This window comes from Nonomuraea sp. NPDC052634 (genome assembly GCF_040678535.1).
Classification (GTDB): domain Bacteria; phylum Actinomycetota; class Actinomycetes; order Streptosporangiales; family Streptosporangiaceae; genus Nonomuraea; species Nonomuraea fastidiosa.
The window spans coordinates 124,947-142,608 of sequence record NZ_JBFATY010000004.1 but is presented as its reverse complement, the minus strand read 5'-3'; the positions used below and the strand labels follow the sequence as shown (position 1 = coordinate 142,608).

At 69.9% G+C, this 17,662-nt stretch carries 22 protein-coding genes and 1 tRNA gene; 11 read left to right on the top strand and 12 right to left on the bottom strand.

The window, feature by feature from the left end:
• Positions 1–9: 9 nt before the first annotated feature.
• From AB0K67_RS19890 to AB0K67_RS19875, 4 genes are all read right to left on the bottom strand, one after another.
• Complete coding sequence (locus tag AB0K67_RS19890) at positions 10–687, bottom strand: DUF998 domain-containing protein (protein WP_364061822.1); 678 nt, start codon at positions 685–687, stop codon at positions 10–12.
• A gap of 212 nt (positions 688–899) precedes the next feature.
• Positions 900–2,315 carry an FGGY family carbohydrate kinase gene (locus AB0K67_RS19885; RefSeq protein ID WP_364061819.1) on the bottom strand — a complete coding sequence of 472 codons (1,416 nt, stop codon included), beginning with the start codon at positions 2,313–2,315 and terminating at the stop codon, positions 900–902.
• Positions 2,316–2,805: 490 nt separating this feature from the next.
• Positions 2,806–2,994 carry a hypothetical protein gene (locus AB0K67_RS19880; RefSeq protein ID WP_043619667.1) on the bottom strand — a complete coding sequence of 63 codons (189 nt, stop codon included), beginning with the start codon at positions 2,992–2,994 and terminating at the stop codon, positions 2,806–2,808.
• Positions 2,995–3,053: 59 nt separating this feature from the next.
• Positions 3,054–3,503 carry a MarR family transcriptional regulator gene (locus tag AB0K67_RS19875; RefSeq protein ID WP_364061815.1) on the bottom strand — a complete coding sequence of 150 codons (450 nt, stop codon included), beginning with the start codon at positions 3,501–3,503 and terminating at the stop codon, positions 3,054–3,056.
• 61 nt (positions 3,504–3,564) lie between these two features.
• Between AB0K67_RS19875 and AB0K67_RS19870 the strand changes: the two genes are divergently transcribed.
• Both AB0K67_RS19870 and AB0K67_RS19865 read left to right on the top strand, forming a co-directional pair.
• Positions 3,565–4,074, top strand: a complete 510-nt coding sequence (locus AB0K67_RS19870; protein ID WP_364061812.1) for a VOC family protein — start codon at positions 3,565–3,567, stop codon at positions 4,072–4,074.
• Between the two features lie 45 nt (positions 4,075–4,119).
• Positions 4,120–4,416: a hypothetical protein gene (locus tag AB0K67_RS19865; protein WP_364061809.1), complete on the top strand. Its 297-nt coding sequence runs from the start codon at positions 4,120–4,122 to the stop codon at positions 4,414–4,416.
• Between the two features lie 3 nt (positions 4,417–4,419).
• Here the strand turns inward: AB0K67_RS19865 and AB0K67_RS19860 are convergent, their stop codons facing one another.
• Together AB0K67_RS19860 and AB0K67_RS19855 are read right to left on the bottom strand one after the other, a co-directional pair.
• Entirely contained in the window at positions 4,420–5,700 is a 1,281-nt protein-coding gene (locus AB0K67_RS19860) for a TIGR04013 family B12-binding domain/radical SAM domain-containing protein (RefSeq protein WP_364061806.1), read from the bottom strand.
• Between the two features lie 15 nt (positions 5,701–5,715).
• Positions 5,716–6,297 carry an NAD(P)H-dependent oxidoreductase gene (locus AB0K67_RS19855; protein WP_364061803.1) on the bottom strand — a complete coding sequence of 194 codons (582 nt, stop codon included), beginning with the start codon at positions 6,295–6,297 and terminating at the stop codon, positions 5,716–5,718.
• Positions 6,298–6,378: 81 nt separating this feature from the next.
• Between AB0K67_RS19855 and AB0K67_RS19850 the strand changes: the two genes are divergently transcribed.
• The 4 genes from AB0K67_RS19850 (at position 6,379) to AB0K67_RS19835 (ending at position 10,170) form a co-directional block, all read left to right on the top strand.
• Positions 6,379–6,711, top strand: coding sequence for a helix-turn-helix domain-containing protein (locus tag AB0K67_RS19850; protein WP_364061800.1), 333 nt, complete (start codon positions 6,379–6,381; stop codon positions 6,709–6,711).
• A 385-nt stretch (positions 6,712–7,096) separates the two neighbouring features.
• Positions 7,097–8,230, top strand: a complete 1,134-nt coding sequence (locus AB0K67_RS19845) for an MFS transporter (RefSeq protein ID WP_364061797.1) — start codon at positions 7,097–7,099, stop codon at positions 8,228–8,230.
• 188 nt (positions 8,231–8,418) lie between these two features.
• Positions 8,419–9,549, top strand: coding sequence for a S1 family peptidase (locus AB0K67_RS19840; RefSeq protein WP_364061795.1), 1,131 nt, complete (start codon positions 8,419–8,421; stop codon positions 9,547–9,549).
• Between the two features lie 255 nt (positions 9,550–9,804).
• Complete coding sequence (locus tag AB0K67_RS19835) at positions 9,805–10,170, top strand: VOC family protein (protein WP_364063227.1); 366 nt, start codon at positions 9,805–9,807, stop codon at positions 10,168–10,170.
• A gap of 192 nt (positions 10,171–10,362) precedes the next feature.
• Here the strand turns inward: AB0K67_RS19835 and AB0K67_RS19830 are convergent, their stop codons facing one another.
• Positions 10,363–10,902 (bottom strand): DUF6368 family protein, encoded by a 540-nt coding sequence (locus AB0K67_RS19830; RefSeq protein ID WP_364061792.1) that lies wholly within the window; start codon positions 10,900–10,902, stop codon positions 10,363–10,365.
• A gap of 223 nt (positions 10,903–11,125) precedes the next feature.
• Between AB0K67_RS19830 and AB0K67_RS19825 the strand changes: the two genes are divergently transcribed.
• Together AB0K67_RS19825 and AB0K67_RS19820 are read left to right on the top strand one after the other, a co-directional pair.
• Positions 11,126–11,773 carry a class I SAM-dependent methyltransferase family protein gene (locus AB0K67_RS19825; RefSeq protein WP_364061789.1) on the top strand — a complete coding sequence of 216 codons (648 nt, stop codon included), beginning with the start codon at positions 11,126–11,128 and terminating at the stop codon, positions 11,771–11,773.
• 53 nt (positions 11,774–11,826) lie between these two features.
• Positions 11,827–12,390 (top strand): dihydrofolate reductase family protein, encoded by a 564-nt coding sequence (locus AB0K67_RS19820; RefSeq protein ID WP_364061786.1) that lies wholly within the window; start codon positions 11,827–11,829, stop codon positions 12,388–12,390.
• A gap of 1 nt (position 12,391) precedes the next feature.
• Here AB0K67_RS19820 and AB0K67_RS19815 read toward each other — a convergent pair whose 3' ends face one another.
• The 4 genes from AB0K67_RS19815 to AB0K67_RS19800 form a co-directional block, all read right to left on the bottom strand.
• A complete protein-coding gene (locus AB0K67_RS19815; protein ID WP_364061783.1) occupies positions 12,392–12,622 on the bottom strand; it encodes a hypothetical protein in 231 nt (76 codons plus the stop codon).
• Positions 12,623–12,986: 364 nt separating this feature from the next.
• Complete coding sequence (locus tag AB0K67_RS19810) at positions 12,987–13,274, bottom strand: hypothetical protein (RefSeq protein ID WP_364061780.1); 288 nt, start codon at positions 13,272–13,274, stop codon at positions 12,987–12,989.
• 345 nt (positions 13,275–13,619) lie between these two features.
• Positions 13,620–13,709, bottom strand: a tRNA-Ser gene (locus tag AB0K67_RS19805).
• A gap of 215 nt (positions 13,710–13,924) precedes the next feature.
• Positions 13,925–14,488 (bottom strand): YceI family protein, encoded by a 564-nt coding sequence (locus AB0K67_RS19800; protein ID WP_364061777.1) that lies wholly within the window; start codon positions 14,486–14,488, stop codon positions 13,925–13,927.
• A gap of 96 nt (positions 14,489–14,584) precedes the next feature.
• On the opposite strand from AB0K67_RS19800, the gene AB0K67_RS19795 reads away from it, so the two are divergent.
• Positions 14,585–15,091 (top strand): MarR family transcriptional regulator, encoded by a 507-nt coding sequence (locus AB0K67_RS19795; RefSeq protein WP_364061774.1) that lies wholly within the window; start codon positions 14,585–14,587, stop codon positions 15,089–15,091.
• A gap of 83 nt (positions 15,092–15,174) precedes the next feature.
• Here the strand turns inward: AB0K67_RS19795 and AB0K67_RS19790 are convergent, their stop codons facing one another.
• Positions 15,175–15,669 (bottom strand): SigE family RNA polymerase sigma factor, encoded by a 495-nt coding sequence (locus tag AB0K67_RS19790; protein ID WP_364061771.1) that lies wholly within the window; start codon positions 15,667–15,669, stop codon positions 15,175–15,177.
• Positions 15,670–15,886: 217 nt separating this feature from the next.
• Here AB0K67_RS19790 and AB0K67_RS19785 point away from each other — a divergent pair, with 217 nt between their 5' ends.
• Both AB0K67_RS19785 and AB0K67_RS19780 read left to right on the top strand, forming a co-directional pair.
• Positions 15,887–16,834 carry a hypothetical protein gene (locus AB0K67_RS19785; RefSeq protein ID WP_364061768.1) on the top strand — a complete coding sequence of 316 codons (948 nt, stop codon included), beginning with the start codon at positions 15,887–15,889 and terminating at the stop codon, positions 16,832–16,834.
• Between the two features lie 5 nt (positions 16,835–16,839).
• Positions 16,840–17,631 carry a MauE/DoxX family redox-associated membrane protein gene (locus tag AB0K67_RS19780; RefSeq protein ID WP_364061765.1) on the top strand — a complete coding sequence of 264 codons (792 nt, stop codon included), beginning with the start codon at positions 16,840–16,842 and terminating at the stop codon, positions 17,629–17,631.
• The last annotated feature ends 31 nt before the right edge of the window (positions 17,632–17,662 follow it).

The following is a 17,662-nucleotide window of genomic DNA, read 5'->3' as shown; positions in this document are numbered from 1 at the left end:
CACATGGTTTTAAGATCGACTAGCGATAAATCTGTGATATGTCGGGAAATTTATCGCCTTGCGGGTGCTCCGCTGCCACGTCAGCACCACCAGCCGGCCGGCCAGTACGGCGAGCAGCGCCACCTCCGCACCCAGCAGCAACCGCTCCACGAGACCGATCATGACCCGCTCGCCCGGCAGCGCCACGTAGGTGATCGCCAGCAGCCCGAACCCCCCGGCCAGCGACACCCACTCCACCGCCCGCGCCACAGGCTTCCAGGCGGCGTCTGAGGCCAGTCTGGGCACCAGCAGCGCGCCCGCGGCCGGGAGACTCACGAACGCCGCCACGGACGTGTACCGGTGGATCTGCGCCGCGAGGTCGAGGTTCTGGCCGATGGGTGTGGTCGGGACGGCCGCGGCCACCACCAGGGCGCCCGACCACACCATCAGCAACCGCTCGGGCCATCCCCGCACGGGCGCCCCCGACGCCCGCAGGCCCAGCAGCAGCGCGAGCGACCCGATGCCCAGCACCGCCATCGCGGTCTCCGTGACGCCCCCGCGGTCGGCCACGGCGTACTCGCTGACCGTGACGTTCACGGGGTCGAGCTGCGGATCGGGGACGAGCTGCCCCGCCACCACGGCCACCACCGAGAACAGGATCGCGGCACAGGCGATCCAGGGGCTGAGCCTCGTCACTGCTGCGGTCATGCGCCCAACTCTTCCGCCAGTGCGGGGCCGTACACATCGGGCCTTTCCCCCTATCCACCCCTGACCCGACCCCTAGAGGACACCCCTGAACCCCCCTGAATGATCATTTGCGAGGGTGGAAAAATCCGATCATCGAAAATCCCGGTCCCGCGCCCGGAAAATACGACGCCCCCGCCGGCGTCGCGTGCCGGCGGGGGCGCGGAAAATCGCGATCAGTCCAGGATGTGGCCGGTGGCGCGGTGGTAGCGCGCACGCAGCGAGGGAACGGGGTCGCCGGTGTACGTCTCCGCCTCCCCCGTGCTCCAGTCCGGCGGCTCCGTGACGAGCGTGGCCGCCTGGTATGCGGCGCCGTCGGCGACGTACTCGGCCGGCGGCGGCACGGTGATCGGCAGGCCGAAGACCGTCGGGGCGATGCGGCGCACCGCCTCGGAGCGGGCCGCGCCGCCGATGAGCAGCACGCGCTCCGGCTGCATGGCGAGCGCGTCGAGGGCGTCGGCGAGCCCGCACAGCATGCCCTCGACGGCCGCCCGTGCCAGGTGCGCGGGGGTGGAGGTGGCGAGCGTGAGCCCGTGAATGGAGCCGGTGGCGGTGGGCCTGTTGGGCGTACGCTCGCCCTCCAGGTACGGCACCAGCGTCAGCCCGTCGGCACCCGGCGGCGCCTGGAGCGCGAGCTCGCTCAGCTCCTCGAGCCCCACGCCGGCGATGCGGGCGGCGGCGTCCAGGACGCGGGCGGCGTTGAGCGTGCAGACCAGCGGCAGGAACCGACCGGTCGCGTCCGCGAACCCGGCGACCAGCCCCTCCGGGTCGGCGCTCGGCGACTCCGCGACCGCGAACACCGTGCCGGAGGTGCCCAGCGAGACCACGACGTCGCCGGAGCGCGCGCCGACGCCCAGCGCGGCCGCCATGTTGTCACCGGTGCCGGGACCGACCAGGATCGGGCCCTCGTTGGCGGCCTCGGCCGGCCCGAGCACGCGAGGCAGCTTGGGCACCGTGCCGAGCGCGGTCTTGAGCAGGTCGGTACGGTACGCCCCCGTCGCGGGCGACCAGTAGCCGGTGCCGGAGGCGTCGCCCCGGTCGGTGACGAGCCTGTCGAGCGAAGGCGCGGGCGCGTCGGCCCAGGCCGAGACCGAGAACGGCCCGCTCTCCAGCGCCCCGATGAGCCGCCAGGTGAGCCAGTCGTGCGGCAGGCACACGGCGGCGGTGCGCGCGACGCTGTCCGGCTCGTTCTGGGCCAGCCAGCGCAGCTTGGTGACGGTGAACGAGGCCACGGGCACGGACCCGACCGCATCGGCCCACGCCTGCGGCCCGCCCAGCTCGGCGATCAGATCGGTGGCGGCCTGCGCGGAGCGGGTGTCGTTCCACAGCAGCGCCTCGCGCACGACCTGCCCCGACTCGTCGAGGCAGACCATGCCGTGCTGCTGCCCGCCCACGCTGATGGCGGACACGCCGTCCAGCCCGCCGGCCTCGTCGATGGCCTGCAACAGCGCCGTCCACCAGTGGGACGGATGTACTTCCGTGCCGGCGGGGTGGGAGGCCCGGCCCTGCCGCACCAGCTCACCGGTGTCCGCGTCTCGAATGACGACCTTGCAACTCTGCGTGGAGGAATCGACCCCTGCGACCAGCGTCACCCACGAACTCCTAACAAGTGGTCCAGCGCAAGCTGGGTGAGATGCGTGAAATGGTATCCGCGGACGGCGGCTGCCTCGATAACGATGTCGTCGCCCACGAGACCAGTCTGCGTCTCGCCGCGATCGGGCGCGGGGCCGATGCCCCGGGCGGCTCTGCGCCGCACGTCGCGGATGAAAGCGCCGTAGGCCCCTGGTCCGGCCGGGCGGTGCACGCTCTGGGCGGGGCCGAGGGGCGCCCGCACGGCGCCCCCGAACGGATCGCACGCCCGCCGGCCGGCCGTCCACGGACCAGCCGTCCGCGAACCGACCATCCACAGACCGGCCATCCACAGACCAGCCGTCCGCGAACCGGCCGTCCACAGACCGAACGTGAACCAGCCGTCAGGGGGTGGCTCGTCCATGGTTCGATGCTCCCCTGGCAGCCGGTCGTGCACAACCATGCCGAACGCGATCGCGCGATCCCAGGGCCCGCCGCCGGGCGCCCCGCGGCTCAGAGACCGGAGGGATCGCGCCCCACGCTGATCTCCTCGGCGATCTTCCGGATCTCCGCCACCTCGAGGCCGGGAGCCTTGGGCAGATGGCGCAGCAAAGCGTCCATCACCACGGGGACGGGCTGGCCGGCGAACCGGCCCGCGATCCCGTGAACCGCCCTGAACAGTGCCTCTTCGGTGTCGTGCATCGGCCTCTCCTCGGTCGGGTACCCGGCAACGCTACGGCCTCCGCCCGACAGTTTTCTCGCTAGCCCTCCAACGTGTTCCTGACGGCCGAGCAAATCTCGTCCAGCCGGCGCACCTGCTCCGGCGTGAGCACGTCGAACAGGCTGCGCCGCACCTCCTCGACGTGGCCGGGAGCGGCGGATTCGAGCACCGCATACCCCTCGTCGGTGAGCACGGCGAAGTGGCTGCGGCGGTCGGAGCTGTCCTGCTCGCGGCGCACCCACCCGTGCTCTTCCAAGCGGCGCACGGCGTGCGACAGGCGGCTTTGCGAGCACCCCGCCTTGACCGCGAGATCGGACATCCGCATCGTGCGCCCGGGCTGCTCCGACAGCACCGCGAGGATCACGTAGTACGTGTGCGGCATGCCGGCGTCGCGCTGCATCTGCCGCTCAAGCGCCTCGTGGACAAGCCGCGTCGCGGCCAGGAAGTTGCGCCACGTGCGCTGCTCATCATCATCCAGCCATCTGGTCACCCTCCCAATTTAGTTGCACGCTCATATACTCGATCCCGGGACCCGTCGAGAGGGGCGAACCATGCCGGTCCAGCGGCTCAACCACGCCGTCCTGTACGTACGCGACGTGGAGGCGAGCGTCGCCTTCTACCGCGAGGCCCTCGGATTCGACGTGGTGATGAGCATGCCGGGCGCCGCCTTCCTCCAGGCCCCAGGCTCGTCCAACGATCACGACCTCGGCCTGTTCCAGATCGGCCCGGACGCCGCGCCGTCGCCCGCGGGACGCACCTCCGTCGGGCTCTACCACCTGGCCTGGGAGGTCGACACGCTGGAGGAGCTGGAACGCGTCCGCGCCAAGCTGGCCGAGCTGGGTGCGCTGGTCGGCGCGTCCGACCACAGCACCACCAAGGCGCTGTACGCGCGCGACCCCGACGGGCTGGAGTTCGAGGTGTCCTGGCTGGTGCCCGCCGCGCTGCTCACCGAGGAGACGCTGGCGGGGCGGACGCGGGTGCGTCCCCTCGACCTCGACGCCGACATACGGCGCTACGGTGCGCGGACCAGGGGCGGCGTGGGGGTGTCGATTCCCGCCTGACGTACCGTGGAGGTATAAGCCCTCTGGTCATACGGAGAACCGGCCATGCCAAGCGATCCTGACCATGTGGTCGACGCCATCGACGGCGTCGTCGAGGAGTGGGAGACGCTGAGCGCCGACGCCATGCGCTGGGCGCCGCCCGAGAGCAAGCGCCCCGACCTCATGACCGAGGTGAGCGATATCTTCGGACCGCTCGTCAACGCCGTCACCCACGCGCTGCGCCCGATCGGCGACGCGTTCGAACGGGTGCTCACGTCGCTGGAGGAACACGTCGGCCAGGCGATGATCGAGCAGGGCGAGCGCGGTGAGCAGGGCGAGGAGGCCGACCGGCGCGGCGAGTGACCGTCAGCTCGTGCGGCGGCGTTTGGTCCTGCGCGGGTAGGCCTTGGCGGTCTCGGCCAGGCGGGCGGCGTGCTCGGCCTGCTTGCGCCAGTGCCCGTACGCGTCGCCGCGCTGCGCCAGCCGGTCCAGCTCGCTCATCGTGCTCAGCGGGATGAACGCGGGCTCGGCGTCGCGCCACGGCGTGCCGGGCAGCGGCATGAACGTGTGGGTGTGGATGCGGGCGCCCATGTCGGCCAGCTCACCGGCCAGGGCCAGCGACTGCGCCTGGTCCTCGGGCGACTCCCCCGGCATGCCGAAGATGAAGTCGACGTTCGGCCGGAAGCCGTGCTCGACCGCGATCCTGACGGCATCGCGTACGGGCGAGGTGCCGTGGCCGCGCCCTGAGGCGGCCAGCACCTTGTCGGAGCCGGACTGGGCGCCGATGATGATGTTGTCGTTGGCGACGTACCGCTTGAGCAGCCGCATCGCCTCAGGGGTGACGTGCTCGGGCCGCACCTCGGACGGGAAGCTGCCGAAGAACACCCGGCCGTGCGGCGGCAGCTCCTCCTTCACCCCGGCCAGCAGCTCCTCCACCTTGTCGAGGTCGGGGTCGGGCCCGGGCGAGCCGTAGGAGAGCGAGGTGGGCGTGATGAACCGTACGTCCCGCAGCCCTCTGTCGACCATCGAGCGCACGTGCTCGCGCACGCTCGCCACCGACCGGTGCCGGAACTGGCCGCCGAACATGAACGGCGTCTGGCAGAAGCGGCACGTGTAGCGGCAGCCGCGGGTGATCTCGATCGGCCCGTGCCTGCCCACGAAGGACGGGAACGCGTCGAGCGGAAGCTGCGGCGCCGGCCTGGTGCGCAGCGCGACGCCGTCGGAGTCTCTGATGGCGAGGCCGGGCACGCTCGTGAGCGGCGCGTCGTCCTGCAGCGCGCGGACGAGCGAGATGATCGTGGACTCGCCCTCACCGATGCCGGCGAGGTCCCACCCGGCGTCGATGACCTGCTGGGGCTCGGCGGTGGCGTGTACGCCGCCCGCGATGTGCAGGCCGCGGCCGTCGCTGAGCTGCTTGACCGTGGCGAGCTCGGCGGCCATGGCCTCGGCGTCGGGAGAGTAGAACGACCAGAGCGTGATCACTCGGTCGGCCGTCGTGGCCTTGATGTGTTCGGCGGTCTCCTCTGGGGTGGTGCCGAGCCGCAGCTCGTGTTCGACCTTCGCGGTCTCCAGGGCGGCGAGTAGGGCGTGCACCCCGTACGTCACCGCCTTGCGATATCGGACCACCACACAGACTGCCAGCGCCACGTCCGGCAGCGTAGCTCAGGCGTGGGCGAGCCGCATCGCGCGCAGCGGCTCGGTGAGCTTGGCCAGCTCGGCCAGCATGGCGTCGGCCCCCTGCTCCATCTCGGGGGTGGGCCGCAGCTTCTTGTCCTCGGTCAGGCGCTGGGCGACGAAGGGGATGATGACGCCTTCGAGCACCGGCACCATCTTCATCGAGCTGACGACGTGGCGCAGGCCGGTGACGGCGCGGGTGCCGCCGGAGACGCCGCCGTAGCTGACGAAACCGACCGGCTTGTGCTGCCACTCGATGCACAGGTAGTCGAGTGCGTTCTTGATCGTCGCGGGGAAGCTGTGGTTGTACTCGGGCGTCACGAACACGTACGCGTCGGCCCGCTCCACGGTGGCGCTCCACTCCTTGGTGTGGGCGTTCACGTACTGGCGCAGCTTGGGGTGGTTGGGCTCGTCGAGCAGCGGCAGCGCCACCTCGGCCAGGTCGATCAGCTCCACGTCGAACAGGCCGGACGCGGCGGCTTTGTCGCGGAACCACTCGGCCACGGGACGGCCCGCGCGGCCCGGTCTGGTGCTGCCGACGATGATCTGCAGGACAGGCTTGACTTCCATGGTTACTCCAGGTGAGCGGGATTTGACTGCTCAACATTATTGAGGAGCTACATATTCCTTAGCAAACGCTACACTGGAAACATGAGCCCCCCGTCCGTGTGCACGCGCTTCCACATCGCCCTGGAACTCATCGGCGCCCGCTGGTCAGGGGCGGTGATCAGCATCATCTTCAAAGGCGCCCATCGATACGCCGACATCAAGGCCGCCATCCCCGGCATCAACGACACGATGCTGGCCAGGCGCCTGCGCGAGCTGGAGTCCGCCGGCATCATCGAGCGCCGGGTGCTCGCCACCTCGCCCGTACGCGTCGAATACCACCTGACCGAAATGGGGCAGGAGCTGCGCCCTGTCGTGGACGAACTGGTCACGTGGGCGCACAAGTGGATCCCGCTGCCCGAAGCCGCCTCCGCCTGACCCGCGTCCTGTGACTCCTGCGGGCCGTCCGGCCCTCGCGGACTTCGCACCCCACGCGACTTTCGCAGCCCTCGCGGACTTCGCACCCCACGCGACTTTCGCAGCCCTCGCGGACTTCGCACCCCACGCGACTTTCGCAGCCCTCGTGGACTTCGCACCCCACGCGACTTTCGCGGCCGTCGCCCGCTTCTGCGGCTTTTGCGTTGCGTACGCCGGTAGCGCAACGCGCCTGGCGTGCGCGAATCCGTCGCCTAGAATCGACGGCATGACCTGGCGACATTGATCCATAACCTGCGGATCCATCACCAGAGGCCGGCGCGGGGCGCGCGGGCCTCCGAGTCGACGAGCACTCGGAGCCCCATTCGATCCGCCCCTGGAAGGCCTCATGCTCGTCGCATCGTTGTACGCGTACGCGTTCCTCAGCGAATTCATCCTGCTCTACCCGGTATACGCGCTGCTGTTCACCGATACCGGTCTCTCTCTGGCCCAGGTCTCCAGCCTGTTCGCCATCTGGTCCATCACCGGCCTGCTGCTGGAGATCCCGTCCGGCGCCTGGGCCGACGCGGTCTCCCGCCGCCTGCTGCTCTGCCTCGGCCCGCTGCTGAGCGGGCTCGGGTTCGCCCTGTGGGTGCTGTTCCCCTCGTACTGGGCCTTCGCCGTCGGCTTCGTGCTCTGGGGGACGGGCGAAACGCTCGTGTCCGGCTCGTACGAGGCGCTCGCGTACGAGGAGCTCGACCACCGCGGCGAGGCCGGCCGCTACGCCACGGTCATCGGCCGGGCCACCGCGGCGGGCATGATCGCCACCGCGGCCGCCATGGCGCTGGCCGTGCCGGTGTTCGCCGTCGGGGGCCATCCCGCCGTCGCGACGGCCAGCGTGGCGGCCTGCGTCCTGTGCGCGGCCACGGCGCTGACGCTGCCCGAGCACCGGGTGCGCCAAGAGGCGCCGTCGTACCTGGCCGTGCTGCGCGAGGGCATCGCGCAGACGCGGGCCGATCGGCGCGTCACGCACGCGGTGCTGCTGGTCGCCTTCGTGGTCGCGGTCTGGGGCGCTCTTGAGGAGTACATCCCGTACCTCGCGCTCGAAGCCGGGGTGCCCAAGGCCGCGGTGCCGCTGCTGGTCCTGCTCGTCACGCTGGGCGTCGCGGGCGGCAGCATGCTCGCCGGGCCCGCGGAGCGGCTGCCGCCCCGCGCGTACGGGCTGCTGCTCGGTCTGGCCGCGCTCGCCCTGGTGGCGGGGGCGCTCAGCCGGCACGTCGCCGGGTTCGTGCTGATCGCGCTGGCGTTCGGGGCGTTCCAGCTCGCCGGGGTGCTGGCCGACGTACGGCTGCAGAACCGCATCAGCGGGCCCGCCCGGGCCACGGTCACCTCGGTGGCCGGTCTCGGCACGAACGTCGTGACCCTGGGGACGTACGGGGCTTACGGGGCTCTGTCAACTTACGGGTCCAATGGGACGACGTTCGCGCTGCTCACCCTTCCGTACCTGATCATCGCCCTGCTCACCGCCCGCGCTCCCCGATAGCGGCCTGAGCAGCGCCATCGGTGGCCGGAGCCGAGAACCGGCTCCGGCCACGTCTTTTCGGACGACATTTATGCGCTGTGAGATAGGTCCGCAATGGGAGCCATAACACCGAAATAGTGCCCTTTCGGTATCTGAACATCGGGCGCAACAGCCGTTAACTTGACAGCACCCCCACCCGAGGAGTGCACATGTTGAGTAAGCGCTGTGCGCTGGCAGGCGGGCTGTTCCTCGCCGTCTGCCTGGCAACCCCCATGAGCCCGGCCTTAGCTGACCCGGCACCTCAAACCGCCTCCCCATCCGCACCACCGGAGATGATCGACGCGCTCGAACGCGACCTCGGTCTCTCCGAAGATCAGGTCATGACCCGCCTGGCGAACGAAGAGCGCGCCGCCGCCACCGAGAAGAGCCTCAGCTCCGAACTGGGCAACGACTCCTTCGGCGGCGCCTGGCTCAACGACGACGCGACCCAGCTGAACGTCGCCACCACCGACCCGGCGGAGGCCTCCGCCATCGAGGCGCGCGGCGCCAAGCCCGTCGTCGTCAAGCGTTCGCTCGCCGAACTGAACGGCATCATGGCCAAGCTCGACCAGGCCCCGGAGAAGGCCAGGGCGGGCGCGGCGCTCTGGTACGTGGACGTGAAGACCAACACCGTCTCCGTCCAGGCGCCCACCGTCGAGGCGGCCCAGGCCCTCGCCGACGCCGCGGGCGTCGACAAGAGCGCCGTCAACGTCTCCGCGACGACCGAGCAGCCGAAGCCGCTCATCAACATCATCGGCGGCAGCCCGTACTACATCGGCTCCAGCCGGTGCAGCGTCGGCTTCGCCGTCACCCGTGGCAGCACGCCCGGCTTCGTCACCGCGGGCCACTGCGGCCGGGCCGGCCAGACCACGAGCAACCCGTCGGGCACCTTCCAGGGCTCGTCCTTCCCGGGCAACGACTACGCCTGGGTCGCCGCCCCCGGCAACACCGTGACCCCGTACGTCCGCGGGTCCGGCGGCGCCTACGTGACCGTCCGCGGCTCCACGCAGGCCTCGGTCGGCTCGTCGATCTGCCGCTCCGGCTCCACCACGGGCTGGCGCTGCGGCACCATCCAGCAGCACAACGCCAGCGTCACCTACCCGCAGGGCACGGTCACCGGCCTGACCAGGACCAGCGCGTGCGCCGAGCCCGGTGACTCCGGCGGCTCGTTCATCTCCGGCAACCAGGCGCAGGGCATGACCTCCGGCGGGTCCGGCAACTGCACCTACGGCGGCACCACCTACCACCAGCCGGTCAACGAGGCCCTGAGCGTGTACGGGCTCACCCTCGTCACCGGTTGATCCTCCGCTGCCTACGCGGATATAACGCGGCGCGTCCCCACGGGGGCGCGCCGCCCTTTTCGCGCCTGCCCCCGCCCATCAAGCCGCCCCCGGCTCATCGGGCCCGTCCCCGCTCATCAAGCCGCCCCGACTCATCGGGCCCGTCCCCGCCCATCGCGCCGGACGGCCGCTCGCCCCCTGCGGCACCACCGCGATGACTTTCACACGGCCCGCGGGTCTGTACTGCCGACGTCAGCGAGAAGGGACCTCTTGGCGATGCAGCGCCCCGCACTCGGCAGCATCCTTCTGTCCAGCACCGACCCGGAACGGCTGCGCACCTGGTACGCCACCGCGCTCGACCCGTCGGAGAACACCGAGGTCAACGGATACCGGGTGCTCAGGTTCGGCGGCTTCTACCTGTTCATCGACGGCCGCGGGGACATCGCCGACACGAACCCCGAGCCCGGCCGGGTGATCCTGAACTTCGACGTGCCCGACGCCCGCGCGGTCGTCGCCCGCATGGAGCAGGCCGGCACCCAGTGGCTGGCCGGCCTGGAGGACCGCGACGGCAGCCTCCTCGCCACCGCCATCGACCCGGACGGCAACTACGTCCAGATCATCCAGCTCAACCAGCCCCACTGACTCCGGTGCGCTCACGGATCGGCGACGCGGAGGCAGGTGCCGTCGCGATGCCTGTCGTTGCTCTGCTCCGGTCCGGCGTCCTCCGGCGATGCGTCAGAGCACCGCGGAACCGTCACCGGCGGCGTCCGCCCCGGCCTGCCTGCGAACTCCGCCCGGCTCGGCCCGGCCATCACCGGGTTCCCGATCGCACCGTCATTTGACCAGGCAGAACTCGGGATGCGCGGCCCATGCGCGCAGAAACGCCGGTGTGCCGAAGGCCGTCGAGTGCTCCGGCACCAGCGCGATGAGACCCTCAAGATCGGCGACCGCCGGTACATGCCGGTCATCCACCTCGACGTTGGCGACGCCCCCGACCACGTCCATGATGGCGGCGGTCAGGAGGGCATTGGCGACGTGGTCTATCTGACCGTTGCTCATCGCGGCCACGTTGACGGACTGCGTCGGTTCGAAGCCGATGTACGCCGGAAAATCCGGCGACTCCAGGTGCTCGGCCTCGAACCACTCCTCCTCGCCGATACCCGGCCCATGGACGGTGACCAGGAACGGCCGATGTGCCCCCGGCGTCTCGTCCTCGACGATCCCGAGATGCCTGGCGCAGACAGTGAGGTCGTACGCGCCGGGACGCCTTTCCTCGAAACGACCGGACATGTGGAACAGCATCCGGCGCAGGTCCGCCAGCGCCGCGTCCGGCACCGGTTCCGGTAACTCGATCAGCAACACAGGACCGGCCACGCCACCGAGCATAACGACCCGAATGCCGCGTACAGCCGGATTTTCTTGGCCCGCACGGGAGCACGCAGCGATCGGCACATGTAGGGGTGTCCACATGCGGGGACCGTCCGATGACGAACCGCTCCCAGCCTCCTCGCCACCGCCATCGACCCGGACGGCGACTACGTGCAGATCATCGAATCGAAGCGTGGAACACCACCGGGTGTCCTCGTAGGCTTCGATCATGGATTGGCTGACGTGGCACGACCAGTACGACGTCCCCGGCTCCAACCTGGCGCGGCGCTTATTAGTCGTCCAAGAGCGCATCCGCCTCGCGCTCGACACCTCCCCGCCCGGCCCGCTGCGGCTCATCAGCCTCTGCTCCGGCCAGGGCCGCGACGTGCTGGAGGTGCTCGCCGAGCACCCGCGCCGCGACGACGTCCGAGCCCGCCTGGTCGAACTGGACCCGCGCAACACCGCCATCGCCTCGGAGGCGATCGCATCGTACGGACTCGGCCAGGTCGAGGTGCTGACGGCCGACGCCGCACTCACCGACCACTACCAGGACCTGACGCCCGCCGAGATCGTCCTCGTCTGCGGCGTGTTCGGCAACATCACGGACGAGGACATAGAGCGCACCATCGACACCTGCCCCCAGCTGTGCGCCACCGACGGCGTGGTCATCTGGACCCGGCACCGGAAGGCCCCCGACCGGGTGCCGCTGATCTGCCGCTGGTTCGAGGAACGCGGCTTCGAACGCGCGTGGGTGTCGCCCCCGGAGGCCGGCTTCGGCGTCGGCGTCCACCGCTTCAAAGCCGACCCCCTTCCCCTCGTGCCGGGGCGGCGCATGTTCACGTTCACCGATGATTCCCGGACGGAAGCGCCGTCATAAGCACGAGCGACACGAAGGTCGCTCGACAGCCAGCGACCCCGGGAGTCCCGATCATGCGGAAACTGATAGCGACGGTCTTCAACTACTCCCTCGACGGCCTGCTCGCCGACCAGGACACCGACTTCTGGGAGTTCTGCTTCGGCCTGCCGGAGAACCGCCGGCCCGACGGCCAGGCCCACCTCGAGTTCCTGCGCGGCGCCTACGCCCACGTCATGGGCCGCACCACGTACGAGGGCACGTCCAAGGCCATGATGACCTCCCCCGACCACCCCTTCTCCGACCTCCTGACCAGCGGCCGCAAGGTCGTCTTCTCCAGGACGATGCAGACGGCCGACTGGGCGAACACCACGATCGTCGCCGGCGACACCACAGAAGAGATCGACAAGCTGCGGCAGGGCGGCGACGGCTACATCATCGTCTGGGGCGGCGTCCGCCTCTGGCACTCCCTCATGCAGCGGGACCTGCTCGACGAGCTGCACGTGAGCCTGTTCCCGTACGTCGCGGGCGAAGGCACCCGCCTCTTCAACGGCGTCCCGAAGTCGTACGAGCTGGAGCTGATCTCCAGCACACCGTCTAAGAGCGGGATCGTCGACCTGCGGTACCGGCGACCCCGCTGACTCAGGAGGCCACTGACGTACGGGCTACTCCGAAGGGGTTGTCGACCCCCGTGGCGTAGACGTGGCGCGGCCGAACCGTGATCGGCACCCCGAGCGGCGTACGGAGCGCAGACGGCCCTGAGGGCTCCTGGGCCGCCCGCGCGGGCGCGGCGGCGGACGGGGCGGCGGTCGCGGCCACGCAGCCGACGGCGATCCCGTCGAAGAAGTCGCGGCGGGAAATGGGAACATCCATGCGGCCGCCGCCTCGGCCCCGTCCTGCAAGCCCTCTGGGACTGGGGCTCAGCCGCTCCGACGAGGGGGCTCGATGACGCCCAACGCGACTAGAAAGCCATCGCCACGGGCAAGCGACATCCGCCGGTAGCATCCAGAACGCAGGCGGGCACGTATGGGACGTCACCAGCTCTTGGAGCAGGACAAGAGCCATCTCCCATTCGTCGTGCTCCAGGTGATCGAGCACATCGCCCACACCGGCACCGAACTCGGCCCGTACGTCGGCGGAGCACAGCCGAGCGGCCCTCAGGAGAAGATCCTCAGGTCGGTGTCGGCGGACGCAGCGTTCAATCGCGGTCGGCGGACGCAGCATTCAGACGCAGCATTCAATCGCGGCGGCGTTCCGTCCGGACCCGCCGGCGGAACTCACCGAGCCACCCGGCCACCTGCTCGTCGTCGTGCAAGTAATCCCCATCGGGGCCGGAGCGCAAGTCGACGCCGCAGAGATGCATCAACGCCTCCCACACCGGCTCGTCGTCCCCCTCGGCCATGTCGGCGGCCACGAACCGCGCCGCCCACCGGTCCACTTCTTCCCGGGTCATGTCACCCCGGAGCAGCCCCTCGAACCGGGCTTCGACCTCCGCGCGCGTCGGTAGCGCCACCATGGCACGCATGCTCCCACGCCCTCGCACGCAGAATCACCCGGTTCACGCTCGCGAGCATGCCCGTCCCCCGGCCGGCTCCCTCCCGCGCTCCTGGCTCTCCTACGGGCCCACAGGAAGGTCCAGGCGGCCGAACGGCTCAGAACTGGGGACAAGTGGACAGATCACGATCTGGTCTTCGCAACGAAGCTCGGCGGCCCGATCGAGCGCACGGAGTGGCGACCCTCCAGATGAAGGACGCCGGTGAGCGGATGGGCGCCGCGCTCTGGGGATCGTCCTGAGGACAACGGCACCTCTGATGCTCGCAAAGATCAAAGAGGCCCTTCCCCGGCTGCCCGGGGAAGGGCCTCTCACGTGCGGAGGATGAGGGATTTGAACCCTCGATGGGCGGTAAGCCCAAACCGCATTAGCAGTGCGGCGCCATAGACCTGACTAGGCGAATCCTCCTGGAAGCCAGTGCGGCTCAGCACAGCGTACCGGCCTTCCGGCGAGGCGGCAAAGCGATTGCTCCGCGGGCCTCCATCACAAGTTATCAACAGGCTGTGGGTAACTGCCTGTGGATGAAGCCCGCCCAGTGTTGAGGCGGGCTTCAGGGCTGTGGATAACTGAGTTTTCCACAGGGATCCCCCGGGGGTTCAACGCCCCCGTACGCCCAAAGAAGGTCAGGCGGCCGGGTTGGCCTCGCCCTCGATCTCCACCTTGACCTTCTTGCCCACCAGCACGCCGCCGGTCTCCAGCGTCTGGTTCCAGGTCAGGCCGAAGTCCTCGCGGTCGAACTCCGTGGTGATGGAGAAGCCCCACACGGCCTGGCCCCACGGGTTGGTGCCCGCGCCGCCGTACTCGACCTTGAGCTCCACCTCGCGGGTGACGTCGCGGATGGTGAGGTCGCCCACGACGGTGAACTCGTCGCCCGAGTGGCCGGTCACGCGGGTGCTGCGGAACGTGATGTTCGGGTACTTCTCAACCGACAGGAAGTCGTCACCGCGCAGGTGGCCGTCGCGGTCGGCGACGCCGGTGTGGATGCTGGCGGCCTCAATGGTCAGCTCGGCGGAGGACTCGAGCGGGTTCTCGGCGATCGTGACAGAACCGCTGAACTTGCCGAAGTGGCCGCGGACCTTGCTGACCATCATGTGCTTGACCACGAAACCGATGGTCGTGTGGGCTACGTCAATGGTGTAGGTACCGGCGGCGGGGATGGTCAGGGACTCCCAGGTACGGGTGGTCATCGGATCTCCTTGGATGGAAAGTTGCTGCGTGGATTACTGCGGCAACGATTGTCTACCTGAGGAATATTCCTCTCGTCAACTATCGTCGGCTAAGGTATGAGTGTGATGAACGTGGACGACCCTCGGGTGACGGCGATCGGACTGCTGCACGAAGTGCACGAGGGCTTGATGGAGCGCTTCGCGCCAGTGATCAATGCCGCGGGGTTGTCGGACGTCGACTTCGAGACACTGATCCGCCTGGCGCGCTCCTCCGGCGAACGGCTGCGCATGTCCGACCTGGCCGCTCAGACCGGGCTGTCCACCAGCGGGGTGACCAGGGTCGTCGATCGCCTCGAACGCGAGGGCCTGGTCCGCAGGGAGGCCTGCGCCACCGACCGCCGGGCCTCGTACGCCGCGCTCACCGACGCCGGACGCGAGCGGCTGGAGAACGTGCTGCCCAAGCACGTACAGGACATCGAGGACTCCTTCACCGGGCTGCTCGGCAAGGAGGAGCTGGAGGCGTTCCTGGGCAGTCTGCGCAAGATCCGGCAGGTCGTACGGCCGTGCGCCACCGCCGGCATCCCGGCAGGCACCGCTGACGCCGGCTCGTCGGTCCACTCCTGAGCCTCCGCCATGCGGAGCCGCTCCTGAGCCGTCGCCATTCGGCCCGAGCCCGCCGCACCCGCCCCCAGGCGAAGCGAACCCGCCTAGCCCGTCAGCGCGTTCCTCAGCTTGGCCATCGCGCGCGACACCGTGCTCTTGACCGTCCCCACGCTGATCCCGAGCGTCTTGGCGATCTCCGGCTCGGTCATGTCCTCGTAGTAGCGCAGCACGATCGCGGCGCGCATGCGTTCGGGCAGCTCGCGCAGCGCCTGTTCGAGCGCCTCGTGCAGCTCACCGCCCTGCTCGTGGTGCTGGTGGTGGACGACGACCTCGGGCAGCTCGGCGGAGGGGTACTCCTCCAGCCTGCGCCGCCGCCACTGCGAGATGTTGATGTTGACCATGGCCCGCCGCACGTAGCCGTCCAGCGCGCCCCTGTCCTCGATGCGGTCCCATGCGAAGTACGTCTTGGTGAGCGCGTTCTGCAGCAGGTCCTCCGCGTCGAGCGGGTGCCCGGTGAGCTGGTGCGCCTGGCGCAGCAGAGCGGGACCGCGCGCCCTCACGTACTCGCGGAACTCGTCTTCCCAGCCGGTGGTCTGCATCGTGGCCAGAATCGCAGCCTGATGCCCTTTTGTGCCCGAACCGCAATTCAGGTTTCGGCCCACCGCAGACAAAGGTAGGTCAAGGTTGGTGGCGGTTTGTACGACGCCGTAGGTGAAGGCACTTCCCCTGGGATGCGTATTTTGCTCTCATCCAGCCTCCACGGCGTGACCAGCCTTGGAATCGTGTGACCCTAGTACCCGAGGCGAGGGAGGGCGGATGGGCTATCCGAGCGTTGAGCGCCGCAGGGTGCTCGCCGCGGCGGCGCTCGGCCGTGAGGGAGGCGTTCCCGGCCCCGAGGCGGGCACCGGCGAGCCGCTTCGGGCCGTGGTCGGCGAGGTGCTCGACGTCAGCCCGCACCTGATCACCATCGAGACCCCCGGCGGCGGCGAAGAGCGCCTGGTGATCGCGCCCTGGGCCACCGCCTGGCACGGCGCGGAGGTGGCGCCCGCCGACGTGCCCGTGGGCTCCATGGTGCTCATGCGGGCGATGCGCGACGGGCGCGTGGTCGAGCGCATCTGGGTCGACACCACCCGCATCACGGGAACCATCCTGTCCATCGAAGGCCGCAGAGACCTCACCGTCGAGCTCGACTGCGGCCCGCACCGCGGACACCGTACGGTCGTCATCCCCTACCGCGCCTCCGGCCGGCTCCAGGTGCGCCATCCCAGGTTCGAGCCCGGCTACCTGTTCGACGCGATCGGCATCCGGCAGGACGGCGCGGGCCTCGCGCTGCTGCCCGCCACCTCGCAGCCGCCTTACCCGGCGCGGGCGGTGCCGCCTCCGCCCCCGGCGTACGCGGGCGCGCAGTCGCGCATCGCGGGCACGGCCACCTGGTCCGACACGTTCGACGAGGAGGAGCGCGGCGCCGCCTACCCCATGCTGGAGCGCTCCGACACGGGCTGCCCGCAGGCGGGGGTGTCGTGCGCGGGCCTGCCGTACCTGTCGCTCGGCTCCCTGCTGCGGGTGCGTAACGTGTGCACCAACCGTTCGGCCAACGTGCCAGTGGTGGCGTGCGGGTGCGTGGCGGGGCGGTTCTGCGACCGGTGTGTCGAGTGCGACACCTCGCCGCGCGGGCGGATCGCGGAGCTTTCACCCACCTCGTACGTCGAGCTCGGCGGCGACCTGGTCAAAGGGTGCTTCAATGCGCAGATCGGATTGGGGTGACGTTGGTGCTTGAATCACAGCTTCCGCTCCTGATCGTCATGCTCCTGCTGGGCACGGTGGCGAAGGTGGGCACCGTGACCTCGGGCCGCGAGCCCGGGTCGCTGTCGAGGCTGGGGCCGGCGGTGCTGGTGCCGGGGCGCATGCAGGTCCCGGCGTTGCTGCTGTGCGCGGTGGGCGAGCTGGTGCTGGCCGCAGGGCTGCTGGTGACCACGCATCCGCTGTTCCGGTGGGGCACGGTGGCGTTCTTCGCGCTGTCCACGTACGTGCTCCTTGAGCTGCGCAGGAGGCGGCCGGACGCGGGCTGCGGCTGCTTCGGCGAGGTCAGCTCGGCGCCGGTGGGGCTGCGCTCGATCGGCCGCACGGTGGTGCTGACCGGCATGGCGTTGATGTCGGTATGGTCGCCGGTGACGGGCTGGGTGGCGGCCTTCCAGCTGTCCTGGTACGCCGCCGCCGGTGTGGCCCTGCTCGTGCTGCTGTCGCCCGAGATCGAGGAGCTGATCGACCGCGTACGCTTCCGCGCCCCCTGCGAGCAGCGCCGCGGCCCCGCCGAGTCGGTCACGCTGTCGCGGCTCAGGTCGAGCGGCGTCTGGCGGGCCAACAAGGAGACGCTGACGTCGGCCGAGCCGTACGACTCGTGGCGGGAGCTGTGCTGGCGGTTCTTCGCCTTCCGCAACCACGACGGCGACGACGTGGTCTTCGCGGTCTATCTCAGCGGGCGGCGGCCTGCGGTGCGGATGGCCGTGGTCAGCGCGGAGGGCAGCGAGCCTCTTACGGAATATACGACGGTATCGGCCTGACGCTAGAAAGCGTTAGATTCCGCTCGACAGG

Coding starts and splice junctions, on each gene's coding strand:
- AB0K67_RS19800 (WP_364061777.1), bottom strand. CDS start 14,488: ATGACCACCCGTACCTGGGAGTCCCTGACCATCCCCGCCGCCGGTACC.
- AB0K67_RS19880 (WP_043619667.1), bottom strand. CDS start 2,994: ATGCACGACACCGAAGAGGCACTGTTCAGGGCGGTTCACGGGATCGCG.
- AB0K67_RS19870 (WP_364061812.1), top strand. CDS start 3,565: ATGCCGGTCCAGCGGCTCAACCACGCCGTCCTGTACGTACGCGACGTG.
- AB0K67_RS19790 (WP_364061771.1), bottom strand. CDS start 15,669: ATGCAGACCACCGGCTGGGAAGACGAGTTCCGCGAGTACGTGAGGGCG.
- AB0K67_RS19840 (WP_364061795.1), top strand. CDS start 8,419: ATGTTGAGTAAGCGCTGTGCGCTGGCAGGCGGGCTGTTCCTCGCCGTC.
- AB0K67_RS19850 (WP_364061800.1), top strand. CDS start 6,379: ATGAGCCCCCCGTCCGTGTGCACGCGCTTCCACATCGCCCTGGAACTC.
- AB0K67_RS19820 (WP_364061786.1), top strand. CDS start 11,827: ATGCGGAAACTGATAGCGACGGTCTTCAACTACTCCCTCGACGGCCTG.
- AB0K67_RS19825 (WP_364061789.1), top strand. CDS start 11,126: ATGGATTGGCTGACGTGGCACGACCAGTACGACGTCCCCGGCTCCAAC.
- AB0K67_RS19835 (WP_364063227.1), top strand. CDS start 9,805: ATGCAGCGCCCCGCACTCGGCAGCATCCTTCTGTCCAGCACCGACCCG.
- AB0K67_RS19795 (WP_364061774.1), top strand. CDS start 14,585: ATGAGTGTGATGAACGTGGACGACCCTCGGGTGACGGCGATCGGACTG.
- AB0K67_RS19810 (WP_364061780.1), bottom strand. CDS start 13,274: ATGCGTGCCATGGTGGCGCTACCGACGCGCGCGGAGGTCGAAGCCCGG.
- AB0K67_RS19865 (WP_364061809.1), top strand. CDS start 4,120: ATGCCAAGCGATCCTGACCATGTGGTCGACGCCATCGACGGCGTCGTC.
- AB0K67_RS19815 (WP_364061783.1), bottom strand. CDS start 12,622: ATGGATGTTCCCATTTCCCGCCGCGACTTCTTCGACGGGATCGCCGTC.
- AB0K67_RS19785 (WP_364061768.1), top strand. CDS start 15,887: ATGGGCTATCCGAGCGTTGAGCGCCGCAGGGTGCTCGCCGCGGCGGCG.
- AB0K67_RS19890 (WP_364061822.1), bottom strand. CDS start 687: ATGACCGCAGCAGTGACGAGGCTCAGCCCCTGGATCGCCTGTGCCGCG.
- AB0K67_RS19855 (WP_364061803.1), bottom strand. CDS start 6,297: ATGGAAGTCAAGCCTGTCCTGCAGATCATCGTCGGCAGCACCAGACCG.
- AB0K67_RS19845 (WP_364061797.1), top strand. CDS start 7,097: ATGCTCGTCGCATCGTTGTACGCGTACGCGTTCCTCAGCGAATTCATC.